This window comes from Streptomyces sp. NPDC001902, assembly GCF_042891295.1.
GTDB lineage: Bacteria > Actinomycetota > Actinomycetes > Streptomycetales > Streptomycetaceae > Actinacidiphila.
The window spans coordinates 150,337-168,048 of the sequence record NZ_JBIATA010000022.1; the positions used below are offsets into that span (position 1 = coordinate 150,337).

A 17,712-nucleotide genomic window follows, 5' to 3' on the forward strand; every position below is an offset into this window, starting at 1 on the left:
CGACGCGGCGGCGGCGGACGGTCAGTGGGCGGGGTCGGTGATCCGCAGCAGGCGGGGCGGCTGTGCGGCGGGTTCGGGCAGGCGCAGCGGGGCCAGGCCGGGGGTGATGCTGCCCAGCACCGTGGCGCGGCGGGCGCCGGTGCCCGAGGTGAGGGTGCCGGGCAGGCCGTGGACGGTGAGGAAGCCGAGCACGGCGAAGGCGAGGGCCTCCTTGGCGTCGGAGGGCAGGCCCAGGTCGTCGCTGGGCCGCAGCGTCACGCCGGGCAGTTCCTCGGCGATCATGCGCATCAGCACCGGGTTGCGGGCGCCTCCGCCGGACACGACCAGGCTGGTGACCCCGTGCGCCCGGCAGGCGTCGGCGACGGTGACGGCGGTGAGCCTGGTCAGGGTGGCGAGGACGTCGTCGGTGCCGGGCGCGGGCACGGCGGTCAGGGCCCGCTGCAGGTACGGCAGGTGGAAGAGTTCCTTGCCGGTGCTCTTCGGTGCGGGCCTGCGGTAGTAGGGGTCGTCGAGGAGGACCTGGAGCAGGTCGGGGTCGGTGCGTCCGGCCGCGGCGCGGCGGCCGTCCTCGTCGTAGGCGGCGGCGCCGCCGGTGAAGTGGCGTACGGCCGCGTCCAGCAGGGCGTTGGCGGGGCCGGTGTCGAAGGCCAGGGGCTCGGCGCCGGGGGCGACGACGGTGATGTTGGCGATGCCGCCGAGGTTGAGCGCGGCGGGCACTCCCGGCAGCCCGCGCAGCAGCAGGGTGTCGGTCATCCCGACCAGCGGGGCGCCCTGGCCGCCCGCGGCCACGTCCCTGCTGCGCAGGTCGGACACGACCGGCAGCCCGGTGGCCTCGGCGATCCAGGCCGGCTGGCCCAGTTGCAGGGTGCCGCGGACGGTGCCGTCCTCGACCCAGTGGTGCATCGTCTGGCCGTGGGACACGACGAGGTCGGCGGCGCCCGCGCACAGCTCGTCGAGCGCGCGTGCCGCGGCGTCGGCGAAGGCCTGGCCGATGCCGGTGTCCAGCGCGCACACGGCCTGGGTGGTCGTCGCCGCGGGCGGCAGGGTCGCGCTGATCAGGTCCTGCAGGTCGTCGGCGTAGGGCACCGACAGATGACCGAGCGGCCGCATGAGCAGGGTCTCGCCGTCCAGGGTGAGGTCGGCGGCGGCCGCCTCGATGGCGTCGTACGAGGTGCCCGACATCAGGCCGATCACGCGCATGGCTTCTCCCAACTGTGCTGTCCGGGGCGGTCGTGCGGTGCCCGGGGTGGGGGCCGCCCGTCGGCGGCCCCCACCCCGGGGGTCCTCACTCGAGGCCGGCGCCCGCCGCGACACGACCGGAGCCGGAACCGGACTCGGGGCCGCCGTCGGTCAGCTCGACCTCACGGACCTCGCGGACCTCGGGGGCCTTGTGGAACAGGCTCATCACACCGCCGATGACCAGGGTGATCAGCACGCCGATCGGCACCAGCCACTGGGCGGCGATGGCGGTCGGCACCGTCGCGCCCGCCACGGTGACGTCGATCTTCACCGAGCGCACGATGTAGGTCATCACGCCGACCGTGACCAGGAACGCGACGACGGCGTCGACCTCGTTGGCGCGCCTGATGATCCGGCCGAGCAGGAAGGCGCCGAGCAGCGCGCCGTAGGTGTAGCCCGCGATGGTCAGGCCGGTCAGGTAGACGTTGCCGGTGCTGGTGCTGAAGGCGCAGGCGAAGACGGCCATCAGCACGGCCCACACCAGCGTCATCACCCGGGCGAGCTTGAGCAGCGACTCCTCCGACGGGGTGCTGCGGAAGAAGCTGTGGATGATGTCGGCGACCGTCGAGTTGGACATGGAGTTCAGGGCCGAGGACAGCGAGCCCATCGCCGCGCCGAGGATGCCGGCCACGAGCAGGCCGGAGATCACCACGGGCAGCCCGTGCAGGATGAAGTTCGGGTAGAGGTTGTCGGAGCTGTGCAGGCCCAGCTCGGAGAAGCTCTTGCCCTTGTTGTACGACCAGAGCAGGGCGCCGACGAGCGAGAAGGCGGCGAACTGGAGGGTGACGAAGACACCCGAGGCGATCATGGCCTTCTGGCCGTCGCGCAGCGAGCGGGTGGCCAGGACGCGCTGGACGATCAGCTGGTCGGAACCGTGGCTGGCCATCGCGAAGATGGCGCCGCCGATGATCGCGGTCGGCAGGGCGAACGGGCTGGTGAGGACGTGCGCCAGGTCGAAGTTGGTGTCGAACAGCTTGAAGTGGCCCGAGTGCAGGGCGTCGGAGAAGCCGCTGCCGCCGACGTGGCCGGAGAGCACGGCGATGGCGAGGATGGCACCGCCCAGGTACAGGCCCATCTGGATGGCGTCGGTCCAGATGACCGCCTTGATGCCGCCGAGGTAGGTGTAGACGACGGTGATCACCGTGAGGACGATGATGATCAGGCGGTAACCGGCGTGCACGCCGAACTCGTCGAGCAGCAGCTTGATCGGGATCGCGGAGGCGAACAGGCGGACGCCCTCGGCGAGGAGGCGGGTGAAGACGAAGGTCACCGAGGCGAGACCTTGCAGCTTCAACCCGAATCTGCTGCCCAGGTACTGGTAGGCGCTGACGAACCCGCCGCGCTTGTACAGGGGGATCAGCACGGTGGCGACGACCACGCGGCCGATGACGTAGCCGAGGGCGAGTTCGACGTTGCCGAAGCCCTGCCCGCTGTAGGCGCCGCCGGGCACGCTGATGACGGTCAGCACGCTGGTCTCGGTGGCCACCACGGAGAAGGAGACGGTCCACCAGGGCATGTGCCCTTCGCCGACGAAGTAGTCCTTCGCCGTTTTCTGCCGTCCGGCCAGTCGCAGTCCGATCCAGGCGATGGCGATCAGATAGACGACGATCACGACGAGGTCGAGTTGGCGCACGCTCGCTCCTAAGCAGCGGCCGGCGGGATCACCGGCGTGGTGGGGACAGTGGGTGACGTCGTCCGGCGGACTCGGACGACGTGGGGTTCGTGCGGCACGGTGGCGTCCCGTGCCAGCAGGCGCGCGCCGTCCAGCGGGTCCCCGAGCGGGGGCCGCGGACTCAGCGGTGGCGCGGAGCCCTCGAGCATCGCGCGCAGCGGCGCCATGAGCGGTTCGCCGAGGCCGGTCAGCCCGCCGGTGACGGTGACGGGCAGGACCTCCCCGGTGATCCGGGCGGCGGCCGCGAGCACGGCCTCGCCCAGTGCGGTGGCGGCGTCCCGGACGATCACCCCGGCGACGGCGTCACCCGATGCGGCGGCGTGGGACACGTCCGGGGCGAAGGAGGCCGCGGTCCGGGCGGGGTTGCCGCCGGCCGCGAGGACCGCGGGCAGCGCGTCCGGGTCGCCGAAGCGCCGGGTGGCGGCGGCCAGCAGCGCGGTGTCCGGGCCGCGTCCGTCGTGGGCGCGGAGTGCGGCCCGCAGGCCGGTCACCCCGATCCACGCGCCGCTGCCCTCGTCGCCGAGCCACGGGCCCCAGCCGTCGACGCGGGCGTACGAGCCGTCCTCGCCGATACCGATGGCGACGGAGCCGGTGCCGATGGCCAGCACCACGCCCGTACGGCCGCCCAGGGCGCCCGCGTGGGCGGTGACGGCGTCACTGGTGACGGCGACCTCGTCCGCGGGCAGGTCCTGGAGGAGCAGTTCGGCCAGGGTGCGGGCGGCCTCCGGGGCCGCGGCCGCTCCGGCGGCGCCGACGCAGACGGCGGCGAGCCGGCCCGGGGCGTACCCCTCGATCAGCGGCAGGACGGCGGCGCGCACGGCGGCGCGCGCCGCTTCGACGCCGCCCTCGGCAGCGAGTCCCGGGGCCCCCGGAACCTCGTGGACGGGTCCGACGGTGCCGTCCGTGCCGGTGAGCACGGCACGGCAGCCCGTCTTCCCCAGGTCCACAGCCACTGCTGCTGTCATGCGGCACGCCCTTGTGTCGTACGGGATCCGGCACGTCGGGTGGTCACGGTGGGTGGTGACCGGCGCGGATCGCGGTGCAGCGAGTATCGGAAGGCAGACGTCCGTATGTCAATAAGTAACTTGACGAAATGCATCACGTAAATTTTTGACGCAACCGACGGGGCGTGGTTACGCTGACGCCACCCACTCAGGAGGGAACCCATCCATGGCCTCCCAGGACCCGACCCGCACCTCCGCGCAGCCGGCCCAGGAGTCCGCCACCGGCGGCGACACCCTGGCGCGCATCCGCGCGGCCCTGCCGGGCCTGGCGCCCTCCGAACGACGGGTGGCCGAGGCCGTCCTGGCCGATCCGGCACAGGCGGCGGAGCTGTCCATCAGCGCCCTCGCCGAACGGGCCACCACCTCGGTCGCCACGGTCATGCGGTTCTGCCGGACGATGAAACTGGGCAACTACCCGCAACTGCGGCTCGCGCTGGCCGCGGCCGCCGCCCGCGAGCACGCGCTCGGCGGCGAGCGCCCGACCCCGGGCACCGACATCAGCGCCACCGACACCCTCGAACAGATCGTCCACAAGATCGTCTACAACGAGGTCCGCGCCCTGGAGGACTCCGGGGCCGGACTCGACATCGAGGCGCTCGGCCGCGCCGTCGACGCCGTCGCCGGCGCCCGGCGCGTGGACATCTTCGGCGTCGGCGCCAGCGCCTTCGTCGGCCAGGACCTGCACCAGAAGCTGCACCGCATCGGCCACATGGCGTTCATCTGGACCGACCGCCACGCGGCCCTGACCGCGGCCGCCCTGCTCGGCCCCGGCGACGTGGCCCTGGCCATCTCCCACTCCGGGGAGACCGAGGACACCGTCGAGCCCCTGCAGGCGGCCGCCGAACGCGGCGCCACCACGATCGCCCTCACCAACGTCCCGGGCTCCACCCTGGCCGACGGCGCCGACCTGGTGCTCGCCACCTGCGCCCGCGAGACCCCTTTCCGGTCCGGCGCGACCGTCAGCCGGATCGCCCAACTCGCTGTGATCGACTGCCTGTTCGTCGGCGTCGCCCAGCGCTCCTACGACGTCACGACCGCGGCGCTGCAGAAGACCTACGGGGCCGTGCAACGCCGCAGGCGCCCGCAGCCCCAGCGCCGCACCCCGGCGGACGACTGACCGCCGGCCCCGCACCACACCCCAGCACCACCAGCACCACCGAAAGGACGACCGCGCCGTGGACCTCAGCACACTCGGCACCGAGACCCGCAACGAGCGGACCGCCGAACTGGACCGCATGCCGGTCTCCGAACTCCTGTCCGTGATGAACGCCGAGGACCAGACCGTCGCCCTCGCCGTCCGCGAGGCCCTCCCCGAGATCGGCACCGCCGTCGAGGCCATCACCGAGTCCCTGCGCCGCGGCGGCCGCCTGATCTACCTCGGCGCCGGCACCAGCGGCCGCATCGGCCTTCTCGACGCCGTCGAGTGCCCGCCGACCTTCGGTACCGCGCCCGAGCAGGTCGTGGGCCTGCTCTCCGGCGGCCCCGGCGCGTTCATCGTCGCCGTCGAAGGTGCCGAGGACGAGCCCGCCAGGGCGGTCGCCGACCTGGACGAGATCGGCGTCGGCGACCGGGACACCGTCGTCGGCCTCGCCGCGAGCGGCCGCACCCCGTACGTCATCGGCGGCCTCAAGCACGCCGCGACGCGGGGCGCCGTCACCGTCTCCGTGGCCTGCAACCGCGACGCCCTCGTCAGCCGCTACGCCGACGTCCCGATCGAGGTGCCCACCGGCCCGGAGATCCTCACCGGCTCCACCCGGCTCAAGGGCGGCACCGCGGAGAAGATGGTCTGCAACATGCTCTCCACGGCCGCGATGGTCAGGCTCGGCAAGGTCTACGGGAACCTCATGGTCGACGTGCGCGCCACCAACAACAAGCTCGTCGACCGCGCCCGGCGCATGGTCGTGCAGGCCACCGGCGCCGACCCCGACATCGCCGCAGAGGCCCTGACCGCCGCGGGCGGCCACGCCAAGACGGCGATCGTGATGCTGCTGACCGGCGCCACCGCCGAGGAGGCCGCCCGGCGCATCGAGCAGGCCCACGGCGACACCCGCACCGCCGCGGGCCAGGCCTGATCCCGGGCCCCGCCCCGGGCCCGTCACGAGCACAGGGGAATCCACCGCCCAGCGCAGCGGTTCTCCCCCTGAGGAGGCGAGCCTCCTCGCCCACGGCCATGGACGAGACGATCTGCATATGCACGGAGCGGAATCGGGGGGCACACACCGGAGTCCGGCAGCGCACCGGGGGGCGGTCATCTCCGTCGACCCCGAGGGCCGCGTCGACGGCTGGAGCGCGGGGGCCGAGAGCATCCTCGGTTACCGCAGGGACGAGGTGATCGGCCGGCCCGCGCTGGACCTCGCCGACGACGACGCGCGCCAGACCCTGGCGATCGGCCTGGCCGACCGCCACTGGGAGGACCGGGCCGTACTCCGGGACAAGGCGGGCCGTCCCGTCGAGGTGGACGTGCTGATCCGTCCGGCGTCCGCCGACGGCAGGTCCACCGTCTGGTTCGTCAGCGGGCCGTCCGGTCCGGCGGCGGACGACGACCGCGCCGGCGGCATGCTGGAGCGGGCCTGGTCCCAGTCGTCCGCCGCCATCGTCGTGTGGTCGCCCGGACTGCGGCTGCTGTGGGCGAACGAGCGCACCTGCCGGCTGTTCAACGCCGGCGTCGACCGCATGCGGGGGCACCGGCTCACGGAGATCCTCACCGCCGACAGCCAGCACTACGCCGTCGAGGAAGCGCTCCGCCGCGCCCGCGACACCGGAACGACGCAGTATGTCGTCACCCACGAGCAGGTTCCCGGGGAGAAGCGGCCCCATGAATGGGCCCTCCACATCGACCCCCTCCGGGACCAGGACGGCACAGTGGTGGGCCTGTGCTCCATGGCACGCGACAACTCCGCGGAATTCTGGGCCCGCCGGCGCCTGATCCTCCTCAACGACGCCCGCCGCAGCATCGGGCTCTCCCTCGACGTGGGAAGCACGGCCCAGGAGCTCACCGAGCTCGCGGTGCCCGACCTGGCCGACGTCGCCATGGTGCATCTGCTGCCCCGGGCGCTCGGAGCCGGCGGTGCGGCCTCCCGCGACCCGGTGGAGGTCCGGCTCGTGGCGGCGAGCGGCCGCGCGCTGCCCCCTGCCTCACCCTCCTGGCACGTGGTGGACCGCCGGTCCCTGCCCGGTCGTGCCCTGTCCGAGCGCAGGGCCGTACGCGTCGACCTGCCGCACGAGGCCGCGGCCTGGGCCGGGCGGGAGGGCGGCTTCGACCGGGACGCGCGCGGAGGGGCCATCTGCGTGCCGCTGACGGCCCGGGGCGGCACGCTGGGGGTGGTGACGTTCCTGCGCCGCGGAACGGCGTTCGACTCCGACGACCTGCTGCTCGCCGAGGAACTGGCCGCCACGACCGCCATCTCGGTCGACAACGCCCGCAATTTCCAGCGCGAGCACAGTACCGCCCTGACGCTGCAGCAGAGCCTGCTGCCCAGGGAACCGCCCGCCCAGAACGCGGTCGACGCCGCCTACGGCTACCGGCCCGCCGACCTCGCCGCGGGGGTGGGCGGCGACTGGTTCGACGTGATCCCGCTGTCCGGCGCACGCGTCGCCCTGGTCATGGGCGACGTCGTCGGGCACGGGGTGCGTGCGGCCGCGACGATGGGACGCCTGCGCTCGGTCGTGCGTACCCTCGCGGACATCGACCTCCCCCCGGAGGAGCTGCTCACCCGCCTCGACGACATCGTGAACCGGCTGGACCAGGAGACGGAGGCCAACGCCCCCGATCCGGAGGTCGGGGCGTCGGTCCTCTACGCGGTGTACGACCCCGTCTCGCGCCGGTGCCGGATGGCCCGGGCCGCCCACGTGGAACCGCTGCTGGTGCTGCCGGACGGCACGAGCCGCCGGGTGGGACTCCCGGAGGGACCTCCGCTGGGCCTCGGGGGGCTCCCGTTCGAGTCGGCCGAGGTCACCCTGCCCGAGGACTGCCTGCTCGTCCTGTTCACCGACGGGCTGGTCAAGTCCCGGCACCAGGACCTCGACGAGGGGATCGCCAGGCTCCAGGCGTCGCTCACCGCGGCCACGTCCTCGATCACGGCGGTCTGCGACGACATCATGGGGGCCCTGTTGCCCGGGGACGGCAGCGACGACGCCGCGCTGCTCGTCGCGCGGCCCCGCGCGCTGGAGGCGGCCGACGTCGCCCACTGGGACGTGCCGGCCGATCCTTCGGCCGTCGCGGCGGTACGCGAGGAGACGACCGCGAAACTCGCCGCCTGGGGGCTGGAGGACAGGGCCTTCGCCACCGGGCTCATCGTCAGCGAGCTGGTCACCAACGCCCTGCGGCACGGACGCGCCCCGATCCACCTGCGGCTCATCAAGGACCGTTCGCTGATCTGCGAGGTCACCGACGGGAGCAACGCCGCCCCTCACCTGCGCCGGGCGCGCACCTTCGACGAGGGCGGCCGCGGACTCTTCCTGGTGGCGCAGCTGTCCTCCCGCTGGGGCAGCCGGCCGACGGAACTCGGGAAGATCATCTGGTCGGAGCAGCAGCTGGACCGGACAGGCTGAGCCCGGCCGGGGCCCCCTCCCTTCCGGACGGGCCGCGGCGCGGCACCGCCGATAGAGTGAAGATCGCGGGGGTACCGCGACCGGAGAAGGTGACGACGGCCATGGCCGGACGGTTCGGCTACCGCAGGATCTACGAGGACGCCTCGTCCCAGGAGGGCAAACGCGTCCTCGTCGACCGGCTGTGGCCGCGGGGCGTGAGCAAGGAGCGGGCCCACCTCGACGAGTGGCTCCGCGACGTGGCACCGTCGGCCGACCTCCGTCACTGGTACCACCACGACACGGAACGCTTCCCCGAGTTCCGCGAGCGGTACATCGCCGAACTGGAGGACCCCGATCACCGGCCGGCCGTCGAGCACCTGCGCGACCTCGCCGCCCACGACAAGGTCACCTTGCTCACCGCCACCAAGGACGTCGACCACAGCGAGGCGGCGGTCCTGGCCCGGTGGCTGGACTCCGCGGGGTCCGCGGGCCGCTAGTCGCCCGCCCCGCCGTCGAGTCGGAGGTCCGACCGGACGTGGCTGCCGCGGAGCAGGGCGGTGACGGTACTAGCGTTGGTGGCATGCGCTACGAGGTGACCGATGCCGACACTGCGACGACGGTGGGCAGCGGCGACGTACCCGTCCTGGCCACGCCGCAGCTCGTCGCCTGGCTGGAGGCGGAGACGGCGCACGCCGCGACGCCCTTCACGGCGGCGGGACAGACGACGGTGGGGACGGCACTGCGGATCGACCACGTCCGCGCCACACCGGTCGGCGGCAAGGTCGAGGTCTTCGCCGAGCCTCCGCCCTCCCCCACCGGCCGGCGGCTCACCTTCCGGGTGCGGGCCGTCGACGACCGGGGCCGGCTCGTCGCGACGGGCGAGATCGACCGTGCCGTCGTCGACAGGGAACGTTTCCTTGCGGCCGCCCACGATCCGGAGCACCCCGCCGAGCCGTCCTGAGGCGGCGGGCGTACCTCGGCGCGGTAGCCGGTCCAGGCACTGCTGCGGGGTGATCGCGCAGCCGCCCTCGAACGACACGACGGGAACGGCCTCGTCGATCTCCGCCGTGAAGTGGGGGGACCGTGCCGCCCACACCGGCCGGACGGCACGACCGGGCTCCGGCCGCCGCTCGACGGCTTCGTAGGGCTGGTCGTCAGTGCTTGAAGACGTCCTTGGTCCTCTCCTTCGTCCCCCGCATCCTGCCGCGCGATTCGAGGGCGGCGCCCTTGGCCGCGAGCGTTTCCTTGTGCACCGCGTGGGCCGCCTTCCGCACGGTCTTCCCCACGACCTGTTCCATCTTCGCCTTGGCTTTCTCTCCGGCGCTCATCTCGGCACCTCCACGGCCTCTCAACCGGCGCGTGCCCGTGGGGCGGGCGTCGAAACCACGTGCCGTGGGCACCCGGACTCAGGACATCCGGGCACTAAGATCACAATGAATGCGCTCGCCGCGGACAGGGGGCCAAGATGACGTGGCGGTTGGTACAGGGGGACACCGTCATGGGCAAGCTCACCGATTACGGCTGTGACATGCCGTTCCTCCTGCTCCGCTTCGCCCCGGAGGCGGGTTGGGAGGCCGTCAGGCCACGCTTCGAGGCGTTGGCCGCTGCCGTCACGGGCGAGGACCCCGATGGGAGTCGATTCGTCGCCGCCGTCAAGCCGTTGCAGGAACTGGAACTCATCCTCGAGCACCCGGACGGCCGCGAGGCTCCGCTGCGTGTCTGGCGCAACTGCTTCCTTCACATCGACGGACCGAAGGCCAGACTGCGCTATTGAGCCGGTCCGCGCGGGGTGCTCGACCCGGAACCGGAGGGAACGGGGTCGCACGGCCGCCCCGCCGGGTCAGAGCAGCGACGCGGTCACCGCGGCGAGGCGCCGGCGGTACTCCGTGTCGTAGGCCTCGGCGACCGCCCGGGCCTCCTTCTCGCCCTCGAAGTACCGGCCTGCGACGCCCGCCAGCGCGGGGACGTCGACCAGGCGCCGCGTGGCGGCGACGCCCTGCTCCAGGGAGTCGACGACGTCCATCCCCGAGCGCCGGGACATGGCGGTGGGCATGAAGGTCGCCGGGTGGACGCTGTTGACGGTGATGCCGGTGCCGGAGAGTTCATCGGCAAGGTCGGGGCTGTGGCAGATGAGCGCCAGCTTGGAGCGGCAGTAGGCGGCGACGTCGGTGTAGTCGCGGGTGAGTTCGGGGTCGTCGAGGTCGAGCGGCTGCTGGCCGATGGAGGCGACGCTCACGATCCGGGAGGGTGCCGCGCGGTGGAGCAGCGGGAGGAGTTCCCGGGTCAGCACGATCGGTGCCAGGTACGTCGGAATGGGCCGCCGGGATCGGGCGGCTCACCTGCGACGACCCCGGCCCGCTGCGCGAGGTCCCGCTGGTGGCGTACGCCGAGGACCTGCCCATCCTGCGCCGCTACTGGCGCCACGTCTTCCGTACGCGTCTGACCGCCCGGCCCGCCGTCGTCGTCCCGGACCTGCGCGGGGTGCTCGCCGCCGTCGTCGCGGGCGGGGGTGCGACGGTGCTCCCCCGCTACCTGTGCGAGGCGGAACTGGCTTCCGGCGCGCTGGTGGAGTTGCTGACGCCGGAGGACCCGCCCATCAACACCGGCTTCCTGGTCGGACGCGCGGGCGCGCCTGCCCGCGCGCCGGTCACCGCCGTACGCGAACGGCTCCTGGAGGCGGCCCGCGACTGGTGACGGCGACGCCGCTCCCCGTCTGGGTGCGGCAACGCGCAGCTTCGGCAACGTAGGTGAGGTCACGTCAGGGAACGCCCGGAGATCGCCGGCAGGCCCCGGGCCGGTGGGATCCCCAACGTCCCCCTCTCTGGGCATTCCTGACGGGCCGCCAAGCTCCGCCGCACGTGGCAGGGGCCCGGTGACGCTCCCCTGCGCGTACGTCCACGGCCATCCGCGCGCCCGGACCAGATGGATCCGGCACCGCACGAAGCTGCCCGCGGCCGTGTCCCCGAACTCCCTGACATAGCGGGTCTTGTCGGCACACGACGGTGTTCGGGCGGCCTCGTGATGACACAACTGTGCCATGGCACAAGAGCGACGCCCCGGGGCCCTTGAGCGGGGGCGGGGGCGCCTCGAAGATCAATGGCCGTCCACTCTTCACATGGCTTGAGGAGTTTCCTTGCCCACGGTTCACATCCCCCGGACCAGGTCCGGGGCGATCACGCTCGGCGTGGTCGCCGCCCTGGCACTCGGGGTCATACCGGCCACGGCCGCCGTATCCGCGGACCCCGCCGGTCGCGGGCCCGCCGCCGGCGCCGCACAACGGCCACCCGGCAACGGCGGCACGCACACCGTCACCCTCATCACCGGCGACAAGGTGACGATCGGCACCGCCCCCGACGGCACCACCGTCCGGTCCTTCCAAGGTGCGAACGGCACGACCACCGGTTTCCACCGCGCGGTCGTCGACGGGGCCACCTACGTGTACCCCGACGCCGTCCTGCCCTACGTCAGCGCCGGGAAGCTCGACAAGCAGCTGTTCAACGTCACCCAGCTGATCGCCGACGGTTACGACGACGCGCACTCCTCCCGGCTGCCGCTCATCGTGAGCTACACCGACGCCGCGGCCAAGGCCCGGACCCTGCCGAAGATGGCGGGCTCCAGCGACGTCCACCGGTTGGACAGCATCCAGGGCGCGGCCCTCGCGCAGAACCGCAAGCAGGCTCCGGCGTTCTGGTCGGCCCTGACCGGCGGCGCCGGTGCGGCGGCCCGGTCCGCGAAGCCCGCCTTCGCGGGCGGTGTCGCCAAGGTCTGGCTCGACGGCAAGGTGAAGGCCGATCTGGCCGACTCGACCGCCCAGATCGGCGCGGACAAGGTCTGGGCGGAGGGCAACACCGGCGAGGGCGTCAAGGTCGCGGTGCTCGACACCGGAGTCGACGCCGAACACCCCGACCTCGTCGACCGGATCGACACCAGCGCCAGCTTCATCCCGGACGAGCAGGACACCCTCGACTACCAGGGCCACGGCACCCACGTCGCCTCGACGATCGCCGGCACCGGCAGCGCCTCCGACGGCAAGGAGCGGGGCGTCGCCCCCGGCGTCCGCCTGGACATCGGCAAGGTGCTCAACAGCGAGGGCAGCGGCCAGGAGTCCTGGATCATCGCGGGCATGGAATGGGCCGCCCGGGACCAGAAGGCCAGGATCATCAGCATGAGCCTGGGCGGCGGCGGTGACCACACCGACCCCATGAGCCAGGCGGTCGACCGGCTCAGCCGCGAGACCGGCGCGCTGTTCGTCATCGCGGCGGGCAACAGCGGCCCGCACACCATCGGCAGCCCCGGGGCCGCGGACTCCGCGCTGACCGTCGGCGCCGTGGACTCCGCGGACCACCTAGCCGACTTCTCCAGCACCGGTCCGCGTGACGGCGACGCCGGGCTGAAGCCGGAGATCACCGCGCCCGGCGTCGACATCCTGGCGGCCCGCTCCCACTACAAGCGGGGCTCGGGCTACTACACCACGATGAGCGGCACCTCGATGGCGACCCCGCACGTCGCCGGCGCCGCCGCGCTGCTGGCCGCCGCCCACCCGGACTGGACCGGCCCGCAGTTGAAGGAGGCGCTGGTCAGCAGCGCCAAGGCCACCCCCGCGTACTCCCCGTACGAGGCCGGTGCCGGCCGGCTGGACGCACCGGCGGCCGTCCACACCTCGGTCTTCGCGACCGTCAGCGCCTTCTCCGGCTTCTACGCCTGGCCGCAGAAGCCGGGTGATACCGACGTCCAGAAGGTGACGTACACCAACACCGGCGACGCGCCGGTCAGTCTGGACCTGGCGATCCACTCGAAGGCCCCGGCAGGGCTGTTCACCCTCTCCGAGGACAAGGTCACCGTCCCGGCGCACGGCACGGCCTCGGTCTCCCTGACCGCGGACCTGGACCGGCTGCCGCTCGACCAGTCGATCAGCGGCATGATCACCGGCACGGACGGCACCGGCACGGTCCGGGCCAAGACGCTGATCGGCGCCGCCAAGGAAGGCCGGCGGCAGACCCTGACCATCACCGCCAAGGACCGGTCGGGCAAGCCGCTGGCCGGCCGGGTCATGCTCACCGCCGAGGGCCTCTTCACCACGATCGACCTCGACGCGTCCGGCACCGGCACCGCGCGGCTGCCCGTCGGCACCTACAGCGGCTGGCTCACCGCGGACGTACAGGGCGCCAACGGCCCGCACTCCCTGGGCATGGCACTGCTGGCCTTCAACGACGTGCAGCTGGACCAGGACCGGTCCGTCACCCTCGACGGCCGCAAGATGCGTCAGATCCTGGCGCGTGCCCCGCAGCAGACCACCCCCGTCGCACCGCGCCTGGACGTCCACCGGTCCTTCGGTGACAGCCTGGTCGAGTCGTCCATGCTGCCCAACGAGACCTACGACAGCATCTGGGCGCTCCCGACCGGCAAGAAGGTCACCGACGGCGAGTTCGAGTTCGGTGCCCGCTTCCGCCTGGAGCAGCCGGCGCTCACCGTGGGCACGGCCTCCAGGACCTACGCCGACCCGCTGGTCAAGCGCGGGGCCGAGCCACTGCCGGCCGGCACCCGGACGCTCACGGCGGTCTACGCCGGTGAGGGCACGGCCGCGGAACTGGCCCGCACGAACGTCCGCGGCAAGGCCGTGGTGGTGCGGGGCGGTGACCCGTCCGGCATCCAGGCGCAGGCGGAAGCCGCGGCGGCGGCGGGCGCGCAGGTGCTCGTCGTCGTCAACGACGGCATCGGCCGGCTCCAGCCCTGGGACGAGGGCCCCTGGAGCCCGGAGAGCCCGGCGCCGCTGACGGTGGCGACCCTCGACGCCGACCAGGGCGCCGACCTCATCGGAGCGCTCGGGCACGGCCCGGTCAAGCTGAAGGTCACCTCGAACCCCACCACCGACTACGTCTACGACGTGGTGCACCACTGGTCCGGCGCGGTACCGGTGGACCCGACCTGGCGCGTCACGCAGCGCGAGCTGGGCAAGGTGGACGTCTCGTTCCGCAACCACCGCCAGGGCAAGGCGATGGAGTTCCGCCCCGACGTCTGGCGCGGCTGGGTGGTCGGCAACCAGCTCACCGCTCCCGCCCAGGGAGACCGGACCGACTGGGTCACCGCGGACGCCAGTTGGCTGGACGACGCCTTCATCCTGAGCGAGACGGGGCAGCACTCGATGGACGTGCTGCGCTACCCGGCCGGGAAGACGGCCGAGGTCAGCTGGTTCGGGCCGATCCAGCGCCCCCGGATGGGCCTCGGCTACCAGCCGGTGCGCTACCTCGACGGGGTCTACATCCCCGCACCCGGCTGGGGCGACTCCGGCTCCGGCCACGTCGGCGAGGCCTACGGCAACTACGACGTCAAGGACTGGATGTCGCTCTACCAGGGCGACCAGCAGCTCAACTGGGGCAACGCCGAGTACCTGCCGATCACCGGACTCGCCCCCGAGCGGCTGCCCTACCGGCTGGTCGTCGACAACGACCGGGCGGCCTGGACCCACCCGTACTCGACGCACACCCTGACGGAGTGGAACTTCACCTCCGCGGCCACCGGGCCCGAGTCGGCGGTGTCCCTGCCGCTGATCCAGCTCGACTACGGCGTGGACACCGACAGGGCCGGCCGGGCGGACCGGCACGCCAAGCTGACGGTGACCGCCTCGCACCTGCCCGGTACGACCGCCGCCATCGGGAAGCCCTCGCTGGAGGTCTCCTACGACGACGGGAAGACCTGGCAGCGGGCCGACCTGGACCGCAGCGGCAGCGGCTGGCGGACGGGCCTGCGCGCCCCGAAGTCCGCGGGCTTCGCCACGCTCCGGGTCACCGCCCGGGACGACGCGGGCAACACCGTCTCGCAGACCATCACCCGGGCCTTCGGCCTGCGCTGACGCCCCGGCAGTGCACCCGGCGGGCGGGACCGCGGCCAGCGGTCCCGCCCGCCGGCGGTCCCGGGCGCTCCGGTCCGATCACGTCGAGCGTGGACCCCGCTCGTCCCCGGTCAGCCGTCGGCCGGTGCCGCGGAGGCCAGTCGCGCCGCCGGCGGGAGCGGTGCGTGCCGGGGGCAGGCTTCGAAGGCCTGGATCACCAGCCCCGCGAAGCGTCGGGAGGCCGCGACCTGGGTGGCGGTCGATGCGGTGTGGATCCCCTTGTTGGCCATCAGGACGAGGATGAGGTCGTCCAGGACGAAGTCGGCCCGCAGGCGCCCCGCGTCCTTGGCCCGCCGGGCCAGTCCGGCGACCGCCTTCACCGTGTACTCACGTCCCCCGGCATCCGGTGTCCCCGGGAAGGCCGACAGGAAGGCTTCGGTGAAGCCGCGATCGCGTGCGTGCAGCTCACAGATCTTCTCGATCACCAGACACAGGCCACGCCACGGATCGGGATCCGCGCACCCCTCGTCGACGATGGCCCGACATGCGTGCAGTTGGTCCGCGAAGGCCTCGGCGACCAGCATCTGCTTGGTCGGGAAACGCCGGTACAAGGTGGCAGGTCCCACCCCGGCTCGCCGCGCGATCTCCCGCATCGGCACCTCCAGGCCGCCGGCCGAGAACAGCGCTCGGGCCGCGTCGAGGATGCGGTCGCGGTTGTCCATCGCGTCGGACCGCAGCTTCTGAGGCACTTGGCCGGTCACCCGTCTCACTTTACCCAAACGGACGGGGGCGTCCGATTACCGTCCACGACGTGGAGCCCGCCCGGAGGCGGTACGAGAACAGGGAGACGACATTGAAGGCGATCGCGATCCGGACGTTCGGAGGTCCTGAGGGTCTGGCGGTGGTCGGCCTGCCGGTACCCACACCTGCTGCAGGGCAGGTGCTGATCGCCATCGAGGCGGTGGGTGTCGGTGGTGTCGACACCGTGATCCGGAGCGGGGCTCTGGCCGCCTACGGATTCACGGAGGGCTTCATCCCGGGCAGCGAGGTGGCCGGCACCGTGAACGCGGTCGGCGACGGCGTCGACGCCTCGTGGATCGGCCGGCGGGTGTGGGGCTCCACCGGCACCGGCGCGGCTACGTCGAACAGGCCGTCGTACCGGTCGAGCAGATCCTTCCCCTGCCCGCTGGCCTGTCCGTCGTCGACGCGGTGACGCTCGGCAGTGCCGGCGCGGTGGCGCACTTCGGGCTTCGCCACGCCCATCTCGCCCCCGGGGAGACCGTCTTGGTGCGGGGCGCGTCCGGCAGCATCGGGATCATGGCCGTGCAGCTCGCGGCTCGCGGTGGTGCCTCCGCGGTGGCGGTCACGACCTCGTCGGCCGAGCGCGGCGAGCGGCTGCGCCGTCTCGGCGCGACCCACGTGCTGGACCGCTCCGGCGACGGAGGGGAAAAGGCTCCTGCGGGCTATGACGTCATCATCGACGTCGTGGCCGGCGAGGACATGCCGTCGTTCCTCGACCGGCTCAACCCGAACGGCCGCATGGTGGCCGTCGGCGCCGTCGCAGGTCAGCCGCCCGCGGACTTCGGCACCAAGCTCATGGCGGCGTTCCGGAAGTCGTTGTCCTTCGCCACCTTCAGCGCGGCCTCCGTCGCCCCGGCCGACCTGCGTGCGGTGCGCGGCGAACAGTTCGCCGCGGCCGGTCGCGGCGAGATCGCAGCGGTGGTGCACGAGGTGCTGCCACTGGACGAAGCCGTTCTGGCGCACCGGAAGATGGACGCGGGCGAGGTCTTCGGCAGGATCGTGCTGACGCCGTAGTCGAAGCTCCGACGCCGGGACTGCCGTATGTCCAGGCGACGGCACGAGGTCAACGGCCCTAGGTGTATTGCCTTGTGAGGTTGGGGACGCGGCTGGCGGGTGGTTTGCCGTTCAGCGCGGTGTGTCCGCGGTGGTGATTGTAGGTGTGCAGCCAGTGTGGGAACGCCTCACGTCGTTCGGTCTCTGAGCGGTAGGGCTGTGCGTAGGCCCACTCGTCGAGCAGGGTGCGGTTGAAGCGTTCGACCTTGCCGTTGGTCTGAGGCCGGTAGGGCCGGGTTCGCTTGTGGGCGATGCCGGCCGCTGCCAGGGCATCGCGCCAGACGCGGGAGCGGTAGCAGGATCCGTTGTCGGTCAGGACCCGCTCGACGGTGATCCCGGCGGCGGTGAAGAACGCCTGGGCGCGGACCCAGAACGCGGTGGCGGTCTCCTGTTTCTCGTCGGTGAGGATCTCGCTGTAGGCCAGCCGGGAATGGTCGTCGACGGCGGTGTGCAGGTAGTCCCCCAGCCTTCGGCCGGGAGGTGCCCCCCGTAGCCGGTGCCGGACTTGTTCTTACGACCCGCTGGGCGGCCCAGCATCTTGTGGCCGCCGCCGTCGGGGATGTTGCCGAGTTTCTTGATGTCCA

General features: G+C 72.7%; 14 protein-coding genes and 2 pseudogenes. 9 read left to right on the top strand and 7 right to left on the bottom strand.

Features of this window, described 5'->3' with window-relative positions:
- Positions 1 to 21 precede the first annotated feature (21 nt).
- From ACFYYN_RS30515 to ACFYYN_RS30525, 3 genes are all read right to left on the bottom strand, one after another.
- Positions 22 to 1,200 carry an anhydro-N-acetylmuramic acid kinase gene (locus ACFYYN_RS30515; protein ID WP_500548308.1) on the bottom strand — a complete coding sequence of 393 codons (1,179 nt, stop codon included), beginning with the start codon at positions 1,198 to 1,200 and terminating at the stop codon, positions 22 to 24.
- Between the two features lie 85 nt (positions 1,201 to 1,285).
- A complete protein-coding gene (locus tag ACFYYN_RS30520) occupies positions 1,286 to 2,872 on the bottom strand; it encodes a sodium:solute symporter (RefSeq protein ID WP_500327611.1) in 1,587 nt (528 codons plus the stop codon).
- An 8-nt stretch (positions 2,873 to 2,880) separates the two neighbouring features.
- Positions 2,881 to 3,876 carry an N-acetylglucosamine kinase gene (locus ACFYYN_RS30525; protein ID WP_500548309.1) on the bottom strand — a complete coding sequence of 332 codons (996 nt, stop codon included), beginning with the start codon at positions 3,874 to 3,876 and terminating at the stop codon, positions 2,881 to 2,883.
- A gap of 205 nt (positions 3,877 to 4,081) precedes the next feature.
- Here ACFYYN_RS30525 and ACFYYN_RS30530 point away from each other — a divergent pair, with 205 nt between their 5' ends.
- The 5 genes from ACFYYN_RS30530 (at position 4,082) to ACFYYN_RS30550 (ending at position 9,406) form a co-directional block, all read left to right on the top strand.
- Positions 4,082 to 5,032, top strand: a complete 951-nt coding sequence (locus ACFYYN_RS30530) for a MurR/RpiR family transcriptional regulator (RefSeq protein WP_500548310.1) — start codon at positions 4,082 to 4,084, stop codon at positions 5,030 to 5,032.
- A gap of 58 nt (positions 5,033 to 5,090) precedes the next feature.
- On the top strand, positions 5,091 to 5,987 hold the full coding sequence (murQ, locus tag ACFYYN_RS30535; protein WP_500548311.1) for an N-acetylmuramic acid 6-phosphate etherase: 897 nt from the start codon (positions 5,091 to 5,093) through the stop codon (positions 5,985 to 5,987).
- A gap of 118 nt (positions 5,988 to 6,105) precedes the next feature.
- Positions 6,106 to 8,466, top strand: coding sequence for an ATP-binding SpoIIE family protein phosphatase (locus ACFYYN_RS30540; RefSeq protein WP_500548312.1), 2,361 nt, complete (start codon positions 6,106 to 6,108; stop codon positions 8,464 to 8,466).
- Positions 8,467 to 8,567: 101 nt separating this feature from the next.
- Positions 8,568 to 8,942, top strand: a complete 375-nt coding sequence (locus ACFYYN_RS30545) for a DUF488 domain-containing protein (RefSeq protein WP_500538641.1) — start codon at positions 8,568 to 8,570, stop codon at positions 8,940 to 8,942.
- An 83-nt stretch (positions 8,943 to 9,025) separates the two neighbouring features.
- Positions 9,026 to 9,406, top strand: coding sequence for a thioesterase family protein (locus ACFYYN_RS30550; protein WP_500548313.1), 381 nt, complete (start codon positions 9,026 to 9,028; stop codon positions 9,404 to 9,406).
- A gap of 193 nt (positions 9,407 to 9,599) precedes the next feature.
- On the opposite strand, the gene ACFYYN_RS30555 is transcribed toward ACFYYN_RS30550, so the two are convergent.
- A complete protein-coding gene (locus tag ACFYYN_RS30555) occupies positions 9,600 to 9,773 on the bottom strand; it encodes a hypothetical protein (protein ID WP_500327619.1) in 174 nt (57 codons plus the stop codon).
- Between the two features lie 170 nt (positions 9,774 to 9,943).
- Between ACFYYN_RS30555 and ACFYYN_RS30560 the strand changes: the two genes are divergently transcribed.
- Entirely contained in the window at positions 9,944 to 10,219 is a 276-nt protein-coding gene (locus tag ACFYYN_RS30560) for a hypothetical protein (RefSeq protein ID WP_500548314.1), read from the top strand.
- A 66-nt stretch (positions 10,220 to 10,285) separates the two neighbouring features.
- Here ACFYYN_RS30560 and ACFYYN_RS30565 read toward each other — a convergent pair whose 3' ends face one another.
- A complete protein-coding gene (locus tag ACFYYN_RS30565) occupies positions 10,286 to 10,735 on the bottom strand; it encodes an SDR family NAD(P)-dependent oxidoreductase (RefSeq protein ID WP_500548315.1) in 450 nt (149 codons plus the stop codon).
- Positions 10,736 to 10,740: 5 nt separating this feature from the next.
- Here ACFYYN_RS30565 and ACFYYN_RS30570 point away from each other — a divergent pair, with 5 nt between their 5' ends.
- Positions 10,741 to 11,139, top strand: a complete 399-nt coding sequence (locus ACFYYN_RS30570) for a LysR substrate-binding domain-containing protein (protein WP_500548316.1) — start codon at positions 10,741 to 10,743, stop codon at positions 11,137 to 11,139.
- A 439-nt stretch (positions 11,140 to 11,578) separates the two neighbouring features.
- On the top strand, positions 11,579 to 15,295 hold the full coding sequence (locus ACFYYN_RS30575) for a S8 family serine peptidase (RefSeq protein ID WP_500548317.1): 3,717 nt from the start codon (positions 11,579 to 11,581) through the stop codon (positions 15,293 to 15,295).
- 110 nt (positions 15,296 to 15,405) lie between these two features.
- On the opposite strand, the gene ACFYYN_RS30580 is transcribed toward ACFYYN_RS30575, so the two are convergent.
- On the bottom strand, positions 15,406 to 15,996 hold the full coding sequence (locus tag ACFYYN_RS30580) for a TetR/AcrR family transcriptional regulator (protein ID WP_500548319.1): 591 nt from the start codon (positions 15,994 to 15,996) through the stop codon (positions 15,406 to 15,408).
- Between the two features lie 131 nt (positions 15,997 to 16,127).
- On the opposite strand from ACFYYN_RS30580, the pseudogene ACFYYN_RS30585 reads away from it, so the two are divergent.
- Positions 16,128 to 17,089, top strand: a pseudogene (locus ACFYYN_RS30585) (zinc-dependent alcohol dehydrogenase family protein).
- A 58-nt stretch (positions 17,090 to 17,147) separates the two neighbouring features.
- Here the strand turns inward: ACFYYN_RS30585 and ACFYYN_RS30590 are convergent.
- Positions 17,148 to 17,712 (bottom strand): annotated as a pseudogene (locus tag ACFYYN_RS30590) (integrase core domain-containing protein); the annotation flags it as partial.

Coding starts and splice junctions, on each gene's coding strand:
- ACFYYN_RS30545 (WP_500538641.1), top strand. CDS start 8,568: ATGGCCGGACGGTTCGGCTACCGCAGGATCTACGAGGACGCCTCGTCC.
- ACFYYN_RS30555 (WP_500327619.1), bottom strand. CDS start 9,773: ATGAGCGCCGGAGAGAAAGCCAAGGCGAAGATGGAACAGGTCGTGGGG.
- ACFYYN_RS30525 (WP_500548309.1), bottom strand. CDS start 3,876: ATGACAGCAGCAGTGGCTGTGGACCTGGGGAAGACGGGCTGCCGTGCC.
- ACFYYN_RS30530 (WP_500548310.1), top strand. CDS start 4,082: ATGGCCTCCCAGGACCCGACCCGCACCTCCGCGCAGCCGGCCCAGGAG.
- ACFYYN_RS30550 (WP_500548313.1), top strand. CDS start 9,026: ATGCGCTACGAGGTGACCGATGCCGACACTGCGACGACGGTGGGCAGC.
- ACFYYN_RS30580 (WP_500548319.1), bottom strand. CDS start 15,996: ATGGACAACCGCGACCGCATCCTCGACGCGGCCCGAGCGCTGTTCTCG.
- ACFYYN_RS30540 (WP_500548312.1), top strand. CDS start 6,106: ATGCACGGAGCGGAATCGGGGGGCACACACCGGAGTCCGGCAGCGCAC.
- ACFYYN_RS30515 (WP_500548308.1), bottom strand. CDS start 1,200: ATGCGCGTGATCGGCCTGATGTCGGGCACCTCGTACGACGCCATCGAG.
- ACFYYN_RS30560 (WP_500548314.1), top strand. CDS start 9,944: ATGGGCAAGCTCACCGATTACGGCTGTGACATGCCGTTCCTCCTGCTC.